The organism is Amycolatopsis coloradensis, assembly GCF_001953865.1.
Lineage (GTDB): Bacteria > Actinomycetota > Actinomycetes > Mycobacteriales > Pseudonocardiaceae > Amycolatopsis > Amycolatopsis coloradensis.
On record NZ_MQUQ01000012.1, the window covers coordinates 93,751 to 111,133 of the forward strand.

16 protein-coding genes and 2 pseudogenes are annotated in these 17,383 nt (G+C 69.3%); 12 read left to right on the forward strand and 6 right to left on the reverse strand.

The genetic code is table 11. From position 1 onward, the window contains the following. Positions 1-6 precede the first annotated feature (6 nt). From BS329_RS21630 to BS329_RS21645, 4 genes are all read left to right on the forward strand, one after another. Positions 7-846, forward strand: coding sequence for a hypothetical protein (locus BS329_RS21630; RefSeq protein WP_076163058.1), 840 nt, complete (start codon positions 7-9; stop codon positions 844-846). A gap of 140 nt (positions 847-986) precedes the next feature. After that, entirely contained in the window at positions 987-1,583 is a 597-nt protein-coding gene (locus BS329_RS21635; protein WP_003073605.1) for a response regulator transcription factor, read from the forward strand. Between the two features lie 384 nt (positions 1,584-1,967). Continuing rightward, on the forward strand, positions 1,968-2,540 hold the full coding sequence (locus BS329_RS21640; RefSeq protein ID WP_037314832.1) for a sigma-70 family RNA polymerase sigma factor: 573 nt from the start codon (positions 1,968-1,970) through the stop codon (positions 2,538-2,540). Further along, complete coding sequence (locus BS329_RS21645) at positions 2,541-3,488, forward strand: anti-sigma-D factor RsdA (RefSeq protein ID WP_076163059.1); 948 nt, start codon at positions 2,541-2,543, stop codon at positions 3,486-3,488. It abuts the gene before it with no gap. 72 nt (positions 3,489-3,560) lie between these two features. Here BS329_RS21645 and BS329_RS21650 read toward each other — a convergent pair whose 3' ends face one another. Continuing rightward, on the reverse strand, positions 3,561-3,947 hold the full coding sequence (locus tag BS329_RS21650) for a DUF5319 domain-containing protein (protein ID WP_076163060.1): 387 nt from the start codon (positions 3,945-3,947) through the stop codon (positions 3,561-3,563). A 123-nt stretch (positions 3,948-4,070) separates the two neighbouring features. Between BS329_RS21650 and guaB the strand changes: the two genes are divergently transcribed. The 4 genes from guaB to BS329_RS21670 all read left to right on the forward strand — a co-directional run bounded on the left by guaB (position 4,071) and on the right by BS329_RS21670 (position 7,962). Further along, the gene (guaB, locus tag BS329_RS21655) at positions 4,071-5,582 is read left to right on the forward strand and encodes an IMP dehydrogenase (RefSeq protein WP_076163061.1); all 1,512 of its coding nucleotides are present in this window, start codon (positions 4,071-4,073) and stop codon (positions 5,580-5,582) included. A gap of 81 nt (positions 5,583-5,663) precedes the next feature. Then, a complete protein-coding gene (locus tag BS329_RS21660; protein ID WP_076163062.1) occupies positions 5,664-6,146 on the forward strand; it encodes a DUF3574 domain-containing protein in 483 nt (160 codons plus the stop codon). Between the two features lie 162 nt (positions 6,147-6,308). Beyond that, complete coding sequence (locus tag BS329_RS21665) at positions 6,309-7,442, forward strand: GuaB3 family IMP dehydrogenase-related protein (RefSeq protein WP_076163063.1); 1,134 nt, start codon at positions 6,309-6,311, stop codon at positions 7,440-7,442. A 175-nt stretch (positions 7,443-7,617) separates the two neighbouring features. Beyond that, on the forward strand, positions 7,618-7,962 hold the full coding sequence (locus tag BS329_RS21670; protein ID WP_143253147.1) for a hypothetical protein: 345 nt from the start codon (positions 7,618-7,620) through the stop codon (positions 7,960-7,962). A gap of 87 nt (positions 7,963-8,049) precedes the next feature. On the opposite strand, the pseudogene BS329_RS21675 reads toward BS329_RS21670, so the two are convergent. Both BS329_RS21675 and BS329_RS21680 read right to left on the reverse strand, forming a co-directional pair. Then, positions 8,050-8,636, reverse strand: a pseudogene (locus tag BS329_RS21675) (DinB family protein). 25 nt (positions 8,637-8,661) lie between these two features. Then, complete coding sequence (locus BS329_RS21680; protein WP_076163065.1) at positions 8,662-9,657, reverse strand: helix-turn-helix transcriptional regulator; 996 nt, start codon at positions 9,655-9,657, stop codon at positions 8,662-8,664. A gap of 112 nt (positions 9,658-9,769) precedes the next feature. On the opposite strand from BS329_RS21680, the gene BS329_RS21685 reads away from it, so the two are divergent. From BS329_RS21685 to BS329_RS21700, 4 genes are read left to right on the forward strand one after another with little or no spacing between them, the layout of a single operon-like run. Next, the gene (locus BS329_RS21685; RefSeq protein ID WP_076163423.1) at positions 9,770-10,246 is read left to right on the forward strand and encodes a VOC family protein; all 477 of its coding nucleotides are present in this window, start codon (positions 9,770-9,772) and stop codon (positions 10,244-10,246) included. Between the two features lie 55 nt (positions 10,247-10,301). After that, entirely contained in the window at positions 10,302-12,008 is a 1,707-nt protein-coding gene (locus BS329_RS21690; protein ID WP_076163066.1) for a GMC oxidoreductase, read from the forward strand. A 9-nt stretch (positions 12,009-12,017) separates the two neighbouring features. Beyond that, positions 12,018-12,740 carry a maleylpyruvate isomerase N-terminal domain-containing protein gene (locus tag BS329_RS21695; RefSeq protein ID WP_076163067.1) on the forward strand — a complete coding sequence of 241 codons (723 nt, stop codon included), beginning with the start codon at positions 12,018-12,020 and terminating at the stop codon, positions 12,738-12,740. A 52-nt stretch (positions 12,741-12,792) separates the two neighbouring features. After that, the gene (locus BS329_RS21700) at positions 12,793-14,247 is read left to right on the forward strand and encodes an FAD-binding oxidoreductase (RefSeq protein ID WP_076163068.1); all 1,455 of its coding nucleotides are present in this window, start codon (positions 12,793-12,795) and stop codon (positions 14,245-14,247) included. On the opposite strand, the gene BS329_RS21705 is transcribed toward BS329_RS21700, so the two are convergent. From BS329_RS21705 to BS329_RS21715, 3 genes and pseudogenes are all read right to left on the reverse strand, one after another. Then, on the reverse strand, positions 14,244-15,689 hold the full coding sequence (locus BS329_RS21705) for an aldehyde dehydrogenase family protein (protein ID WP_076163069.1): 1,446 nt from the start codon (positions 15,687-15,689) through the stop codon (positions 14,244-14,246). The genes BS329_RS21700 and BS329_RS21705 overlap by 4 nt on opposite strands. 55 nt (positions 15,690-15,744) lie before the next feature. Continuing rightward, positions 15,745-16,779, reverse strand: a complete 1,035-nt coding sequence (locus BS329_RS21710; RefSeq protein WP_076163070.1) for a zinc-dependent alcohol dehydrogenase family protein — start codon at positions 16,777-16,779, stop codon at positions 15,745-15,747. Positions 16,780-16,831: 52 nt separating this feature from the next. Next, positions 16,832-17,376 (reverse strand): annotated as a pseudogene (locus tag BS329_RS21715) (DinB family protein). Positions 17,377-17,383 lie beyond the last annotated feature (7 nt).

Consider the following 17,383-nt stretch of genomic DNA (forward strand, 5'->3'; position numbering starts at 1 on the left):
GGACGAATGGAAACGTCCTTGCGGTCCGCCGCGTTCGGCGACGGCGTACCGCCGCCGAATTCCTTCGCGGTGCCCGCGTCACCTCGCGGGCGGCTGCTCGCCGGAATCGGGCTCGGCGCCCGCGGCCGGTACGCGGCGGCGGCCACCCTGCTGAACGGTTTGCGCGCGAGCACGGACCCGGTGCTCGCGTCGCTGGCCGCGAGCACGCTGGCATCGCACCGGCGGCAGCTGGGCGGGCACGCGGCGGCTCTCGTCCTCGACGGTGAGGCGCTCGCGCTGGTGATCGCGGAGCCGCGAGGTGAACCCGACCCCGACGGCCTGGACGCCGAGGGGGCCCGGGCGGACGCCTTTCTCGGTCTCGCGGCGGACAACCTCGGTCGCGGCAGGCTGGCCGCCGCCCGGCGCCTGAGGGCCCGTGCGGAGGCGCATATCGGCAACTGGCGGAGCCGGACCAGGGCCGGTTGGGTGACCGCGGAAATTGAACTGGCCAGTAACCTTTCCACGGCGGCGATCGCACCTGCGGAAATGGCGTTGGAAACGGCGCGGACCCGGGGCGCCTGCCGGCATGTCGTCAAATCACAGCTTGTACTCGGCGTGACGATGGCGAAGGGGAGTTCCGCTGAGCGGGCCCGCGCGAAGACGCTGGTCGAGAGCGCCCGGGAAACCGCCGAGAAATACGAATTCAATTCACTTCTCTGGGTGGCGTGCCTGCTCGCGGCCGACCTCGCGGCAGGACACGCCGATGAGTATCGATTCAGAAGTGCCGAACTGTTGCACGCAGTGTTACGGCACGCAGATCCTTGCGGGAGGTGGCTCGCCCGGCAATCTCCATGGGTCCCCCTCTGAGGGCGTCTAGCCTGTTGGAGGGCCCATTCCGGCAACCGGGCTAAGAAACTTTCAGAAAAGCCACCGGATCGTGTCAAGGTTCGGGCTAAAGCGTCCGATAGGGGAAGTGGAATGTCACCCGGCTGCAGGAAGGAAACCCCGTGACGACGGTCTTGATCTGCGACGACCGACGCAGTGTCCGCGAAGGGCTCACTCGAGTGATGTCCGCGGTCCCAGGGGTCAGTCGCATCGACTGCGTAGCGCACGGTGACGAGCTGCTGGCCCGGTACTCCCGTCAGCCGGTCGACGTCGTGCTGGTCGGAACCCAGCGCGCTGTCCCGACTGGCGTCGAAGCCACCAGGCGGCTCGTCTCGGCGAACCCCCAAGCGAATGTGATCGTGTTCGGCGCTCCGGACGATGCGGGCTCCATCGCCGCCGCCATCGCCGGCGGAGCCCGCGGCTACCTGCGTTGGGACGCCTCGCGTCCCGAACTCGTGGCCGCACTGGCGCACACTCTCGCCAGCACCTCGGTGCCGGCGCCGCGCCAGCCGTCCGACCCCGGTGTTCAGCTCACCGAGCGCGAGCTTCAAGTGCTCCGTGGGATGAGCCAGGGCAAGAGCAACGGACAGATCGGCCGCGAGCTGTACCTGTCCGAAGACACCGTGAAGACCCACGCGCGCCGCTTGTTCCGCAAGCTCGGCGTGCGGGACCGCGCTCAAGCGGTCGCCCACGGATTCCGCCGTGGACTTGTTTCCTGACAACGCTTTCCTGATTTCACCGGTCTGATAGCGGCAACGGGTGACAACGGGCCGGGGGGCAAGCCCCTGGCCCGTACCTGTGTTCCCCGTCACGCTTCGCGCTTTTCCGTTCACAGCTCGGGCACTCTTGCCCGAGCGTGTCCGCCTCCGGGTGGACCGTCGTATCCCGCTGCGCTCCAGCTCGTTGAAGTTCGACTACGAGCGAGGGGAACCAGGAAGACCTGGGTTTCAGCGTGCTCGCCGGAAGGGCGGCGCGCCGATGGCGGCCGTCAGCGAAGGCGACGGGCCTGGGCGGTACGGTAGCTGTCACCCCGGTAGTGGCCTCCGAAGTCACACGCCGGACTCTTTGCACGCCTATACGTAACACTGGGACTGTTGTCTGCGATGGCCAATGTGGGGGATGGACTGGATGAGCCGGTCGCCGCTGCTGTTGAGGGTGATCCTCAAGCGGTCGAGCGGTTGCTGGCGGCCATCCGTCCTTTGGTAGTGCGGTACTGCCGCGCTCGGGTTGGCAGGCAGGAGCGTTCGTTCGCTTCCGCAGACGACGTTGCTCAGGAGGTGTGTCTCGCGGTGCTCACGGCATTGCCTTCGTACCGTGACCAGGGCCGCCCGTTCCTGGCCTTCGTCTACGGGATCGCCCAGCACAAGGTGGCCGACGCGCATCGCGCCGCGGCCCGCAACCGCGCCGAACCGGTCGCCGAAGTCCCCGATGAGATCGAGGGCGGCGTCGGCCCCGAGCAGCGCGCCCTCCAGGGCGAGCTGAACGAGCGCATGTCGCAGCTGCTGCGCGTCCTTCCCGATAAACAGCGTGAGATCGTGGTCCTGCGCGTCGTCGTGGGGTTGTCCGCCGAAGAGACGGCGGAGGCCGTGGGATCCACGCCCGGCGCCGTCCGGGTGGCTCAGCATCGCGCCCTCGCGCGCCTACGTAAGGTTCTGGCCGCTGAGGAGGTGATCTGAGTGACCGATCGCGACCATCGGTTCTCCCCTGGGACCGATCGTGAACTGACGGCCTTCGAAAGAGGGCTGACGTCCTCCGAGGCCGAGTTCGCCGCGGATCTGTCGGCCGTTCAGGCCGACGACGCGCTGCTCGACGCGCTCGGCGGCTCGGACCCGAAGATGGCCGACGACCTCGGCGATCAGGAGCTCAACGCGCTACTGCTGGCCTGGCGGCGCGACATCGACAGTGAACCGCTCGCGGAACTCGTCGACCTGGACACCGCCGTCACCACCGTGAAGACCGCCGTGCTCGCCCGCAAACACGGGGGAAGACGCCGGCTGCTGGTCCCGGTGGCCGCCGCCGCGGCCGTCCTGGCCATCGCCTTCGCCGGTACCGGTCTCGCCGCGAAGGACGCGCAGCCTGGTGACACGCTCTGGGGCCTGACCAAGGTGCTTTACGCCGACCACGCCCGGTCGGTCGAGGCCGCCGCGGCGGCCAAACTCGATCTGGAGAAGGCCAACCTCGCGCTCGCCGGTGGGCGACTCGACGACGCGCGCAAGGCGCTCGACGAGGCACAGGCCGCGTTGAGCCAGGTGACCGACGAAGAGAACCGCGATCAGCTGCTCGAGCAGCATCGCCAGCTGAGCGCTCAGCTGCAGAACCCCGGCCAGCAGCCGTTGCCGCCGGATCAGCAGCAGCCGACGCAGACCCCGGTCGCGACCACGCCTCAGCCCACTCCGCAGCCGACCGCTCCGCCGACGTCGCTGCCAGGAGGCGGAAACCCCGGCACCAGCCTGCCGGGCACCACCACTCCCACCCCCACCCCGCCGACTTCGACGAGCGAGCCGCCTCCGCCGACGACGTCGACGACACCGCCCGCTTCGGGCAACGACCCCGGTGGCCCGCGCAACGAGCCGTCGCCGGGTGCCGGAGTACAGGCACCCGCCGCCGGGGCCGAGACGCCGTAACACCTCAAGAACAGCGAAAGGGCCTAGTGAGATCTCTCACCAGGCCCTTCGCCTTTAGCGGGCTAAACGCGATCAGTAAGCGCTCTCGTTCGCCGTGACACCGTCCGCGAACCCGCGGCAGTAATCCCAGCTCACGTAGTCACCGGGGTTCGGATCGAACGCGGGCTCGTGCGGCCGCATCCGTCCGTCGGCGAGCAGTTGCTCGAGACTGGCGCGGAGCAGATGCCAGTCGTGGTAGTGGGGTTCGTCGCATTCACCGCAGTCGACCACGATCCCACGTACCCCGCGCGGTTCGAGAAGCGCCTGGTAGACGGCGAGATCGGAGAGGTCGGCCAGCAACTCGGTGCGCTCTTCGTCGCTGATCGGCTCGTCGAGCCGGTCAGCTTCGTCGATGAACGCGCGGGCCGGGTCGTCCGGGTCATCCGCGAACGGGTCTGGGGGCAACGCATCTTGCGGCACGCCTGCACGCTACCGGGCGCCCACCCGGGCCGGGCGGCCGCCCGGCCCGGATATCATGAGGGGCAGGCCCTCGCGTCGCTAGAGCGACTCGTTCATCACCGCCAGGAAGGCCCTTCGCCTGCTATGACCAGCGACAGCGTCACCGCCCCCGTCCCGAGCAAGTTCGCCATGCTCGGGCTGACCTTCGACGACGTGCTGCTGCTGCCGGCCGAGTCCGACGTGGTGCCCAGTGCGGTCAGCACCCGCACCCGGCTGTCCCGCAACGTCACCCTGAACATCCCGCTGGTCTCCGCCGCGATGGACACGGTCACCGAAGGCCGGATGGCCATCGCGATGGCCCGCCAGGGCGGGATGGGCGTGCTGCAGCGCAACCTGCCGATCGATGACCAGGCGTCCGCCGTCGAGGTGGTCAAACGCTCCGAAGCGGGCATGGTGACCGACCCGGTCACGTGTTCGCCGGAGGACACCCTCGCCGAGGTCGACGCGCTGTGCGCCCGGTTCCGGATCTCCGGGGTGCCGGTGACCGACGCCGCCGGGACGCTGGTGGGCATCATCACCAACCGCGACATGCGGTTCGAGGTCGATTTCACCCGCGCGGTGCACGAGGTGATGACGAAGCTGCCACTGGTCACCGCGCAGGTCGGGGTCACCGCGGAGGCCGCGCTGGGGCTGCTGCGCCGCCACAAGATCGAGAAGCTGCCGATCGTCGACGGCGCGGGCAAGCTGCGCGGGCTGATCACAGTCAAGGACTTCGTCAAGACCGAGCAGTACCCCAACGCCTCCAAGGACACCAACGGCCGCCTGATCGTCGGTGCCGCCGTCGGTGTCGGTCCGGACGGGCACAAGCGCGCGATGGCGCTGGCCGACGCCGGGGTCGACGTGCTGATGGTCGACACCGCGCACGGGCACTCCCGCGCCGTCGTCGAGACCGTCGCGCTGTTGAAGAAGGAACTCGGCGACACCGTCGACATCGTCGGCGGCAACGTCGCGACCCGGGCAGGCGCGCAGGCGCTGGTGGAAGCGGGCGCGGACGGGATCAAGGTCGGCGTCGGCCCGGGCTCCATCTGCACCACCCGCATCGTCGCCGGGGTCGGCGTGCCGCAGATCTCCGCGATCTACGAGGCCGACCAGGCGGCGCGCCCGGCCGGGATCCCGGTGATCGGCGACGGCGGCATCCAGTACTCGGGCGACATCGCGAAGGCGATCGCGTCCGGCGCGTCCACCGTGATGCTCGGCAGCCTGCTCGCCGGGACGGCCGAATCGCCCGGTGACCTGATCCTGGTCAACGGCAAGCAGTTCAAGACCTATCGCGGAATGGGCTCGCTGGGCGCCATGCAGTCGCGCGGGCAGGCGAAGTCCTACTCGAAGGACCGCTACGCGCAGGACGACGTGCTGAGCGAGGACAAGCTGGTCCCCGAGGGCATCGAGGGGCGGATCCCGTTCCGCGGGCCGCTCGCGAACGTCGTCCACCAGCTGGTGGGCGGGCTGCGGTCGGGAATGGGCTACGCGGGTGCGTCGACGATCCCCGAGCTGCAGGAGGCGCAGCTGGTGCGGATCACCGCGGCCGGGCTCAAGGAGAGCCACCCGCACGACGTCACGATGACCGTCGAGGCGCCGAACTACACCACCCGGTAGTCCGCCCTTTAGGACACTTACGCATCCGGTTCCGTTCTCGGGAGACTTGGCCCGCTGATCAAGTCTTCTGGGAGGAACCTGATGTCTTTCTCACTGACCACCTCGCGGCGTACCGCGCTGGCCGTCTTCGCGGCCGCTGTCCTCGGGCTCGGCGGCGGGGTGGCGGCTTCGGCCGTCCCCACCGCTTCCGCCGCGCCTGCCGAGGCAGGGGAAGCCGCCGGGCTCCAGGCGTCGCCGGGTGAGCTGTGGAAGCGCACCGAGCTGTACTTCGGCACGACGAAGCCGGGCGGCGGCGAACTGACCGACACCGAGTTCACGGCTTTCACCGACAAGGTCGTCACCCCGCGGTTCCCGGACGGGTTCACCGAGCTGACCGGGCGCGGCCAGTGGCGCGGTGCGGCCGGGGTGATCTCGCGGGAGAAGTCGAAGATGATCATCGTCGTGTACCCGTTCAGCGACCGCGACGCGAACCGCGAGATCGAGGAGATCCGGACCGCCTACAAAAAGACGTTCTCCCAGGAATCCGTCCTCCGGACCGACTCCGTGGAGAAGGTCTCGTTCTGACCCTCCAGCCCCACCGCGCGCGTTTAGCGGGCTAACCGTGAAACTGGTGAGGCAGGTGGGGCTGGTGTGACTTCGGGGCCGGTTCGGGTGCCCCGTGCGCAGGTCACCCACGCGGCCTAGCGACAATGAGGTGTAACGGTCGTCGGTGAGAAGGGACTTGACGTGCGGGATCTGGTCGAGATCGGCATGGGCCGCACCGCGCGGCGGGCGTATGACCTCGATGACGTGGAAATCGTGCCGTCGCGGCGCACCAGGTCGTCTTCGGTCGTGTCCACCGCCTGGCAGATCGACGCGTACCGCTTCGAGCTGCCGCTGGTCACCCACCCCACCGACGCGATCGTGTCGCCGGGCACCGCGGTGGCCGTCGGCGAGCTCGGCGGGCTGGGCGTCCTCAACGCCGAAGGGCTCTGGGCGCGGCACCCGAACGTCGAGGACGCGATCTTCCGCCTCGTCCGGGCGGCCGAGGACACTGAGGACCCGACCGCGATCGTGCGCGAGCTGCAGGAACTGCACTCCGCACCGATCCGGTTGGACCTGCTGACCGAGGCGATCAAGACCGTCCGCGAGTCCGGGGTCACGGTGGCCGCGCGGGTCAGCCCGCAGCACGCCGCCGAACTCACGCCGGATCTGCTGAAGGCAGGCGTCGAGATCCTGGTCGTGCAGGGCACGATCATTTCGGCCGAACACGTCCAGAGGGACGCCGAGCCGTTGGACCTGAAGGACTTCATCGGACGGCTCGACGTCCCGGTGATCGCCGGCGGGGTCAGCGACTACCGCACCGCGATGCACCTGATGCGCACCGGAGCGGCCGGCGTCATCGTCGGCCACGGCGCCAGCCGCGGCGTGACGAGCACCGACAGCGTGCTCGGGATCGGAACGCCGATGGCGACCGCGATCGTCGACGCCGCGGCCGCGCGCCGTGACTACCTCGACGAGACCGGCGGCCGGTACGTGCACGTGCTCGCCGACGGCGGGATGAGCGTGTCCGGTGACATCGCCAAGGCCATCGCCTGCGGTGCCGACGCGGTCATGCTGGGCGCGCCGCTGGCCGCCGCCTCCGAGGCGCCGGGGCAGGGGCTCTACTGGACGTCGGCGGCCGCGCACCCGTCGCTGCCGCGTTCGCGCGTGGCGCTGGGGCCGGACTACGCCGTCGACCTCAAGACGCTGCTCTTCGGGCCGTCCTCGGACGCCGAGGGCGTCGTGAACCTCTTCGGCGCGCTTCGCCGCGCGATGGCGAAGACGGGCTACTCGGACCTGAAGGAGTTCCAGCGCGTCGGCCTGACTGTCCGCCGCTGACCCTGCCTCACCGCCCCGGCCCGGATCGCGTTTAGCCCGCTAAACGCGATCCGGGCCGGGTTCGTCCATATCCGGGACAAGAACGATCTTCGGCCGATAAGGTGTCTCCGGTTAGGCCATTTGGCCTTGGTGATTATTACTGGAGGGATCATCAATGCTGCATAAGCTTCGTGTCTTGCTGCTGGGGGCAGTGGCGGTTACGGGACTGGTGGTGGTGTCCGCGCCGGCGGCCCAGGCCGCCGGTTACACCGCGGTCGTCCAGGCCGCGGGTTATGGCCGGACGGTCATCCTGTGGCGGAACGACAACAACCAGTGCTTCCACGCCGAGGGGAAGAACCTGCTGCGCGGCGAGGTCGTCGCCGTGGTCAAGAACGAGTCGGAGGTGCTCAGCGCGACCTCTCCGGCCGACGGATCGAACGTCAGCACGGCTTCTTTTTGCAGCCGGGGCTCCTACTACCACGGTGCTCTCGATCTGCGCGCTCCTGACGTCTTCGTGAAGACGCAGCCCTGGTCGACCTGATCCTGGCCGCCTGACGTGACCTGAGAGGGCTGGATGACCCGCGGTCATCCAGCCCTCTTTCGTGCCCAGCGGATCGCGTTCAGCCCGCTAAACGCGATCCGGGCGGTGAGCCGGTGCCGCTTTGGCCGCCCGCTCGATTTCCGCGCGCCGGCTCTCCCAGAAGGCCGCGTCCTGCCCCCGCCGGGCCATGGCTTCCGCGCCCATCTCGACTTCGCCGTCCAGCTGTTCCCGCAGGATGTCGGCGTGCCCGGCGTGCCTGCTGGTCTCCGTGAGGACATAGACCAGGACGTTGAACAGCAGCACGTCCGGACGTGGCCACCAGGGCACGTGGCCGGGCGAGTCGATGGTGAGTGCGGCGATCGTCGCGTCGGAGTGGGCACAGACGCGCCGGTAGCGGCCGGTGATCTCGTCGCGTGTTTCGTGCTCGGTCACCCACAGGTCGGCACCGCGCTGTTCGAGGTCGTCCCACCGGGGAACGGCCGATCGAAGACCTCGCCGAACTACCGGGACTCCCAGACCGACAGGTGCTTGACCAGGCCGAGAAGGTTGGTGCCGGTGGAGGTCAGCGGACGACGGATGTCGTACTCGGACAGCCCGTCGAGCTTCGCGAGCATCGCCTCGCGGATCTCTCGCAGGTCATCGTGCAGGTACTCCTTCGCGACTTCGTCGATCATGGTCCGAGCATGCCGCGGATCGCGTTTAGCCCGCTAAAGGCGAGCTGGTCCCCGCGGCGCGGCTCGCGCGACGGGACAGCTCGGCGAACGCCGCGCGTAACTCCGGCGGACCGACCACCTCGATCTCGGTGTCGAAGCGGGCCAGCGCCGCCGCGAGAGCGGCCCAGGACCAGGCCCCTGTCGTCAGCCGGGTCCGGGCGCCGCCGAGTTCCTCGACGACACCGTCACCGGCGAACGGCGCCACCTCCGCCGCAGGCAGGCCGAGGATCACCTCGCCGCGGCAGGGCCAGGCGTTCGTGCTCTCGGAGCCCTTGAACCGGGCGGACAGGAAGGCGGCCACGTCGCCGCCCGGCACTTCACGGGGAACGAACCGCGGTCCGGTCGGGACGCGCGGCGTCATCCGGTCGGCACGGTAGGTCCGCCAGTCTTCGCGGTCGGGGTCCCAGCCGACGACGTACCAGCGCCCGGCCCGCACCACGAGGTGGTGAGGGTGCACCCGGCGCGGTTTGGCGTCCTCAGGGCGTCCCGGCGAGCGGTAGTCGAACCTCACCTCCTCCCCAGCACGGATCGCGATGCTCAGCGTGAGCAGGATTCCCGTGTCGGCCTGCGCGTCGACGCCGTGCCCGGCCGCGCTGATCTCGAGGGCGTCGACGCGGTGCCGCAACCGCGACGGCAGCACCTGCCGCACGGTGGCCAGTGCCCGCGCGGCCGCCTCCTCGATGCCCGCGCCCGTCCCGACGGCGATCCGCAACGCCACGGCGAGCGCGACAGCCTGCTCCTCATCGAACAACAGGGGAGGCATCTGACTGCCCGCTTCGAGCCGGTAGCCGCCATCAGGGCCCTTGACCGCCTGGACCGGATATCCCAGCTCGCGCAGCCTGTCGACGTCGCGGCGCACTGTCCGCTCGCTGACGCCCAGCCGCTCGGCGAGCAGGCCGCCCGGCCAGTCGCGGCGGGCCTGCAGCATCGACAGCAGTGACAGCAGCCGGCTGGAGGTCGTCGTCGAAGAGGCGATCGGCATATTTCACCATCGCACAAGTAGCGGACGTTCCCTGACCGGTACCGCTGACACCGTGGTTCTTGTCGCCGGAAGCCTCCGGCGGTGGAACCAACCCGTGAAGGACCGGAACACCATGTCGCTCAACGCTGTCGCCCACCTGAACTTCCACGGCCAGGCCCGCGAAGCCCTGAAGTTCTACCAATCGGTCTTCGGCGGCCAGCTCACCGTTGTCACCTACGCCGACTTCGGGATGCCCGCCGAGCTGCCCGGCGCCACCCACGTCGTGTTCGGCCAGGTCTTGGCCGGCAACGGCTTCCAGGTCATGGCCTACGACGTGCCCGGCGAGCACACGCCAGTGACTCCGGGCGCGCCCGGCACGCATCGCGAAAACGGCATAACGATCACCAAGGAGCCTTTCTTCCTCTCCGTCCGCGGCGAGAACGTCGACGAGGTCACCCCCGTGTGGGAGGGCCTCGCCAAGGGCGCGACCGTGATCGAGGCGTTCGGCCCCGCACAGTGGGCGCCCGCCTTCGGGATGCTCGCCGATCGCTTCGGCGTCACCTGGATCATCGATGTCGCAGCCGAGCACACGCAGACGGGTGGAAGGTGACTGGCCAGTAACTTACCTCTGGTCAGAAGGGGTGGCCGGGGTTACAGTCGAGGGTGTGACTGCCAGTAACACCACCACTGAAGACGACTTCGACTACGACGTCATCGTCGTCGGCTCCGGGTTCGGCGGCAGTGTCGCCGCACTCCGCCTGACCGAAAAGGGCTACCGCGTCGCCGTCATCGAGGCGGGCCGCCGCTTCGCCGACGACGAGTTCGCGAAGACGTCCTGGGACCTTCGCCGCTATGTCTGGGCGCCCCAGGTCGGCTGCTTCGGCATCCAGCGCATCCACATGCTCAAGGACGTCATGGTGCTCGCCGGCGCGGGCGTCGGCGGCGGCTCGCTGGTCTACGCGAACACGCTGTACCGCCCGTTGAAGCCGTTCTACGTCGACCCGCAGTGGTCCCACATCACCGACTGGGAGTCCGAACTCGGCCCGCACTACGACCAGGCCAGTCGCATGCTGGGCGTCGTCACCAACCCCAGTGTCACGCCGTCGGACGTCGTGATGAAGGGCGTCGCCGCCGACATGGGCGTCCCCGAGTCGTACCACCCGACGCCCGTCGGCGTGTATTTCGGCAAGCCGGGCGAGCGCGCCGAGGACCCGTACTTCGGTGGCGCGGGCCCGGCGCGCACCGGCTGCACCGAATGCGGCGCCTGTATGACCGGCTGCCGCGTCGGCGCCAAGAACACGCTGGTCAAGAACTACCTCTACCTCGCGGAGAAGGACGGCGCGCAGGTCATCCCGCTCACCACCGTGAGCGCGATCAGCCCGCTGAACGCGGGTGGGTACGAGGTGAGCATCAAGAAGACCGGGACGACCTCGCGCAAGTTCCGTCACAAGCTCACCGCCGCGCAGGTGGTGCTCGCCGCGGGCACCTGGGGCACGCAGAACCTGCTCCACGGCATGCGTGACACCGCCAAGCTGCCGAAGCTCTCGCCGCGCCTCGGCGAACTGACCCGCACCAACTCCGAGGCCATCATCGGCGCCGCCCGCACGTCGGTCGACGAGGAGCGGAACTTCAGCCGCGGCGTCGCGATCACCTCATCGATCCACCCCGACGACAACACCCATATCGAGCCCGTCCGCTACGGCAAGGGCAGCAACGCGATGAGCCTCCTCCAGACCATCGCGACCGAAGGCGATTCGGCGGTCCCGCGCTGGCGCCAGGCCGTCGACTTCATGCTCAAGCACCCGGTCCAGACGGTCCGCCTGCTCAACGGCTACCGCTGGAGCGAGCGCACGGTGATCCTGCTGGTGATGCAGAGCCTCGACAACTCCATCACCACCTACACCAAGCGCGGCCTCTTCGGCCGCCGCAAGTACACCTCGAAGCAGGGGCACGGCGAGCCGAACCCCAGTTTCATCCCCGCCGGGCACGAGGCCAATCTCCGCACCGCCGAACGCATCGGCGGGATGGCGGGCGGCACCTGGGGCGAGATCTTCGACATCCCGCTCACCGCGCACTTCATCGGCGGCGCGCCGATCGGCACGACGGCCGACAACGGCGTGATCGACCCGTACCACCGGGTCTTCAACTACCCAGGACTGTCCATTGTGGATGGATCGGCGATCACCGCCAACCTCGGCGTGAACCCCTCGCTGACCATCACCGCGCAGGCCGAGCGGGCGTTCTCCCTGTGGCCCAACAAGGGCGAAACGGACAGCAGGCCGTCGCAGGACTCGCCGTACGCGCGGCTCGAACCGATCGCGCCCAAGAACCCGTCCGTTCCGGCGGACGCACCGGCGGCCCTTCGGCGGTAAGTTGGGGGCGTGACCGCCTCTGAACGCGCCCACGCTCTGCTCGATCGCGTCCGTGCCCTGCACGAAGAATGGGCGCGCGTGGCCCGCGGCCTCGGCGAGGACGCCGTGCACGCTCCCAGCGCGTTGCCCGGCTGGACGCGGGCGCATCTGCTCTCGCACGTCGCGCGCAACGCCGACGGCCTCGGCAACCTCTTGACCTGGGCGAAGACCGGCGTCGAGACCCCGATGTACGCCACGGACTCGGCTCGCGACGAGGGCATCGAGGCCGGAGCCGACCGCTCCGCCGCGGCGATCGTCGCCGACGTCGTGGACTCCGGCGAGCGGTTCACGGATCTGGCCGCGTCCCTGCCGGACGAGGCGTGGGCCGGCGAGGCGCGTGATCGGCAGGGCAGGCCGGTCACCGGTGAAGGGGTGCTGCGCAAGCGGCTGGCCGAAGCCTCGATCCACCTCGTGGATCTGGACGCCGGGTACGACTTCGACCGGGTCTCCGGGCTGCTCGGCCAGGAGTTCGAGGTGGTGGTGAGCAGCGCGATCGCCTCGTACGGCGACGGACTGCCCGCGGTGCTCCTGGTCGCCGTCGACGGCGACGGGACGCGGCACGAGTGGCGGATGGGCACCGGCGATCCGGCCAAGGTGACCGGCGTGCCCGGCGACGTCCTGGCCTGGATCACCGGTCGCGCCGACGGATCCACTTTGGACGGCGAAGTGCCGCCGCTGCCGCATTGGCTGTGACCCGGGCGGGTGAACGCGGCAACCCGATCGCGGCCCACGCGTCTTCACAAGCATGAAGCTGGGGCGAAGGAACTTCCTCAAGCTCGCCGGCGCGGCAGCGGCGGGGGCGGCCGCGACGGCGTGCTCTGCCGCGCCTCCGGCGCAAGCACCCAGCTCGGCACCCGGCACTTCGCTGCCGCCGAGCACCAGTGCCACGCCACCGTCCGGGCCGCCGGACTGGGCTGCTTTGCGCGAGAAGGTCTCACTGCTCTTGCCGGGTGATTCCGGTTACGACAACGCCAAACGTGTGTTCAATCCGGCCTTCGACGACCTCAAGCCCGCAGCGATCGCGAAATGCGCCAAGCCGGAAGACGTACAGGCCGCTGTCGAAGCGGCGGCGAGGCGGGTTCCGATCGCCGCTCGCGGCGGCGGTCACAGCTACGCCGGCTATTCCGTTCCTGACGGTGGCCTGATGATCGACCTCGGCGGAATGTCCTCTGTGGACGTTCAAGGGGACAGGGTCGTGATCGGCGCGGGCGCGAAACTCAAGGATGTCTACGCCATCCTCGGCGGTGCGGGCCGTTGCCTGCCCGCGGGTTCCTGCCCCAGTGTCGGGATCGCCGGGCTGACCCTCGGCGGCGGAATCGGTGTGCTCGCGAGAAAATACGGACTCACGTGTGATCACCTGGTGTCGGCTCAGGTCGTCACGGCGGACGGCGTACTCCGGACGGCGTCGGCGGATTCCGAGCCTGAGTTGTTCTGGGCGTTACGCGGGGGAGGCGGCGGCAACTTCGGTGTCGTCACCTCGTTCACCTTCCGCACCGACCCGTCGCCCTCGGTCGTTTCGGTGTTCTCCCTGAATTTCCCGGCGGGCAGCGCGAACGACGTCCTCGCCGAATGGCAGCGGTGGCTGCCCGAGGCCCCGCCGGAGTTGTGGGCGAACGTCGTGCTGTCAGGAGGATCTCCCGTCGGTGCCCGGGTTTCCGGCTGTCATGTCGGCGATTCCGCATCGCTGGGCAGGGAACTGGACAAACTGACCGGGAAGGTCAGGGGTACACGGACGGTGAAGCAACTCGACTACCTCGGTGCCATGAAGTACTTCTCCGGCAGCGAAAGCCGTCAGTCCTTTGTGGCCTCTTCGCGGATTCTTGGTGAGGTGACGGATCCCGCGAAGCTGACGTCGATCCTCGACGGCAGGCGCGGAATGGACCTCCTGGTCGACGGTCTCGGCGGTGCCGTCGCCGACATCGCCCCGGACGCCACCGCGTTCTGGCACCGGAAGGCGATCGGCAGCGTGCAGATCTACAGCCGGGCGGATACGCGTAACCGTTCCGTGGCAACCGATTCCGTCGCCGAGGTGGTGACGGGGCTCGGGCTGGGCGGGGGCTACGTCAACTACATCGACCCCGCCCTGCCCGACTGGATGACGGCCTACTACGGCGACAACGCCGCCCGCCTCAAGAAGGTGGCGAAGACCTACGACCCGGAGAAGGTGTTCGGGTTCGCGCAGGCCGTCACCCCAGCCTAGAGGTCGATGCCGGTGAAGACGGTGACCCGTTCCTCGGTGAGGTCATGCATCGCGGCGAGCACACCTTCCCGTCCGACGCCTGAGCCCTTGACGCCGCCGTACGGCATCTGGTCCGCGCGGTAGGACGGGACGTCGCCGATGATCACGCCGCCGACCTCGAGTTCGGTCGACGCGTAGAAGGCGAGGTGCACATCGCGGGTGAACACTCCGGCCTGCAAGCCGTAGGCGGATTCGTTGACCGAAGCGAAAGCCTCGTCAACTCCATCCACAATGGACAAAGCGAGTACCGGGCCGAAGATCTCCTCCGTCCAGGCCTTTGTGGACGGTGGGACGTCGGTGAGCACGGTCGGCTCCACCGTCGCGCCGTCCCGCTTGCCGCCGGTGAGGATCTTCGCGCCCGCGGCGACGGCTTCGTCGATCCACGCGACGATCCGTTCCGCGGCCGCCTCGTCGACGACCGGTCCCACGTCGGTGTTCTTGTCGTAGGGATCGCCGGTTTGCTGCGACCGCACCGCTTCCACCAACGCGGGCACGAATTCCTCGGCGACCTCGCGCTCGACGATCACCCGCTGGACCGCGATGCAGGACTGCCCCGCCTGGTAGTTGCCGAAGGTCGCGATGCGGTGCGCCGCGCCTTCGGGGTCCGGCCAGTCCCGGAGCACGACGGCGGCCGCGTTGCCGCCTAGTTCGAGCACGACGTGCTTGCGCGGCGCGGCGTCGGCCAGCGACCAGCCGACCGGCCCCGAACCGGTGAACGACACGACCGGCAGGCGGGGGTCCGCGACCAGCGCCGAAGTCTCCTCGTTGCCGAGCGGCAGCACCGAGAACGCGCCTTCCGGCAGATCCGTCTCGGCCAGGATCTCACCGAGGACCAGCGCGGAGAGAGGCGTGCGGGGCGCGGGTTTGACGATGATCGGCGCGCCGACCGCGAGGGACGGCGCGACCTTGTGCGCCACCAGGTTTAGCGGGAAGTTGAACGGCGCGATGGCCAGTACCGGGCCGCGCGGGATACGGCGGGTCAGCGCCAGCCTGCCTTCACCGGCCGGGTCGGTGTCCAGGCGCTGGAGGTCGCCGCTGAACCGGCGGGCCTCTTCGGCCGCGATCCGGAACACCGACACCGCGCGCCGCACCTCGGCGTCGGCCCATTTCAGCGGTTTGCCGTTCTCGGCGGTGATGACCTCGGCGATCTCCTCGGCCCGGCCGGCGAGGACCCGCGAAACGTGGTCGAGCGCCGCCGCGCGGCTGTGCGCCGAGGAACGCCGGAACTCCTTCGCGACGGCCGCCGCCGCACTCACCGCTCGTTCGACCTGCTCCGGTCCGGGCACCGCGACGGTGGCGACTTCGCTGCCGTCGAACGGGTGGTGCACGGTGCGCGTCGAAGCGCCCTGTTCGGCGCGGCCGGCGATCCAGGCGGGACGCGGTTCCGGGGTGATCATGTCCATGGGTGACAAGGTATTCCGAGTGGGTGTCCGAGGTGTGAACACCCACTCGACCGAGTCACGGTTTGACGAGCACCTTGAGCGCTTCGCGGTCCGCCATCGCGCGGTAGCCGTCCGGGACCTCTTCGAGACCGACGGTCCGGTCGAAAACCTTGCCCGGCTGGTACCGGCCCTCGACGATGTCGTCGAGGAGTTCGGGGATGTAGTGCCGTGCCGGGGCGACGCCGCCGGTGACGGTGATGTTGCGGCGGAACAGCGGCGGCCCGATCGGGCCCTCGTCGTACTGCGGCACGCCGACGCGGCTGATCGTGCCGCCGGGGCGGACCGCGCCGATGCCCATTTCGAAGGCTGGCTTCGTGCCGACGCACTCGAGAACGGCGTGAGTGCCTTCGCCGTTCGTCAGCTCTCGGACCTTCTCGATGCCTTCGTCGCCGCGCTCGGACACGACGTCCGTCGCGCCGAACTCGCGGCCAAGATCCGTCCGGGCCTGGTGACGGCCCATGAGGATGACGCGCTCGGCGCCGAGGCGCTTCGCGGCGAGGACCGCGGAGAGGCCGACGGCGCCGTCGCCGATGACTGTGACCGTCGTGCGCTCGTCGACGCCCGCCTTGGTCGCGGCGTGGTGCCCGGTCGGGAACACGTCGGAGAGGGTGAGGAGCGACGCGAGCAGGTCGTCGTCCTCGGTGTGCGGCAGTTTTACCAGCGTGCCGTCGGCCTGCGGGACGCGGACGGCCTCGCCCTGGCCGGCGTCGACGCCCTTCGCGCCCCAGAAGCCTCCGTGCAGGCAGGAGGTGTGGAGGCCTTCGCGGCAGAACTGGCACGTGTTGTCGGAGTACACGAACGGGGCCACGACGAGGTCGCCGGTCTTCAGCGTGGTGACGTCGGAGCCGACGGCTTCGATGACGCCGAGGAACTCGTGACCGATCCGGACACCGCGGTCGCGCGCGGGCATGCTGCCGTACGGCCAGAGGTCGCTGCCGCAGATGCACGAGCGGACGACGCGAAGAAGGGCGTCGGTGGGTTCGCTCAGCTTCGGGTCCGGGACGGTCTCGACGCGTACGTCGCCGGCACCGTAGATGACTGTCGCTCGCAAGGCGGGTCCTTTCCTGGGCTCGCCTCAGTATGAGCGCGTCGCGTTTAGCCCGCTAAACGCGATCTGTGCGCGGGCGTGATCGATAGAGGTCGCGTAGGAGGAGGATTTCGGCACCGTGGTGGATGGCCTCCCGGTTGATGTGCAGCACGAGCGCCGAGAACGGGTGGTCGGCGTACGGGCCTTCGGCCTCGCCGCAGGGGCGCTCGAGGTCTTCGTCGGTGAGGGCGCGGACGCCGTCGCGCCAGTGCGCGTACGCGTCATCGATCTGCTTGAGCGCTTCGGCGGCGGAGGCCGCATAGGGAAGGCCTGGTAGTCGACGGGTTCGGCGCCGAAATGCGACGCGTTCCGCATCGCGAAGACGCCGACGATGATGTGGGTGAGCCGCCAGGCGATCGTCGTCACGGGCGGCGGCGAGGGCTCCGGGTAAGCCCAGTCGATCATCAGGCGGCCGTCCTCCCACGGACGGACCGACCAGCAGTCCTCGACGGGTTCCCAGAAGTATTCGTCGTCGGTGAGGGTGTCCAGCCGGGGCCGGAAGTGCTGGTTCCACTGCCAGTCGAGCTGTTCGGCGAGTTCCTTGCTCCAGTCGATGCCCATGTCCCCG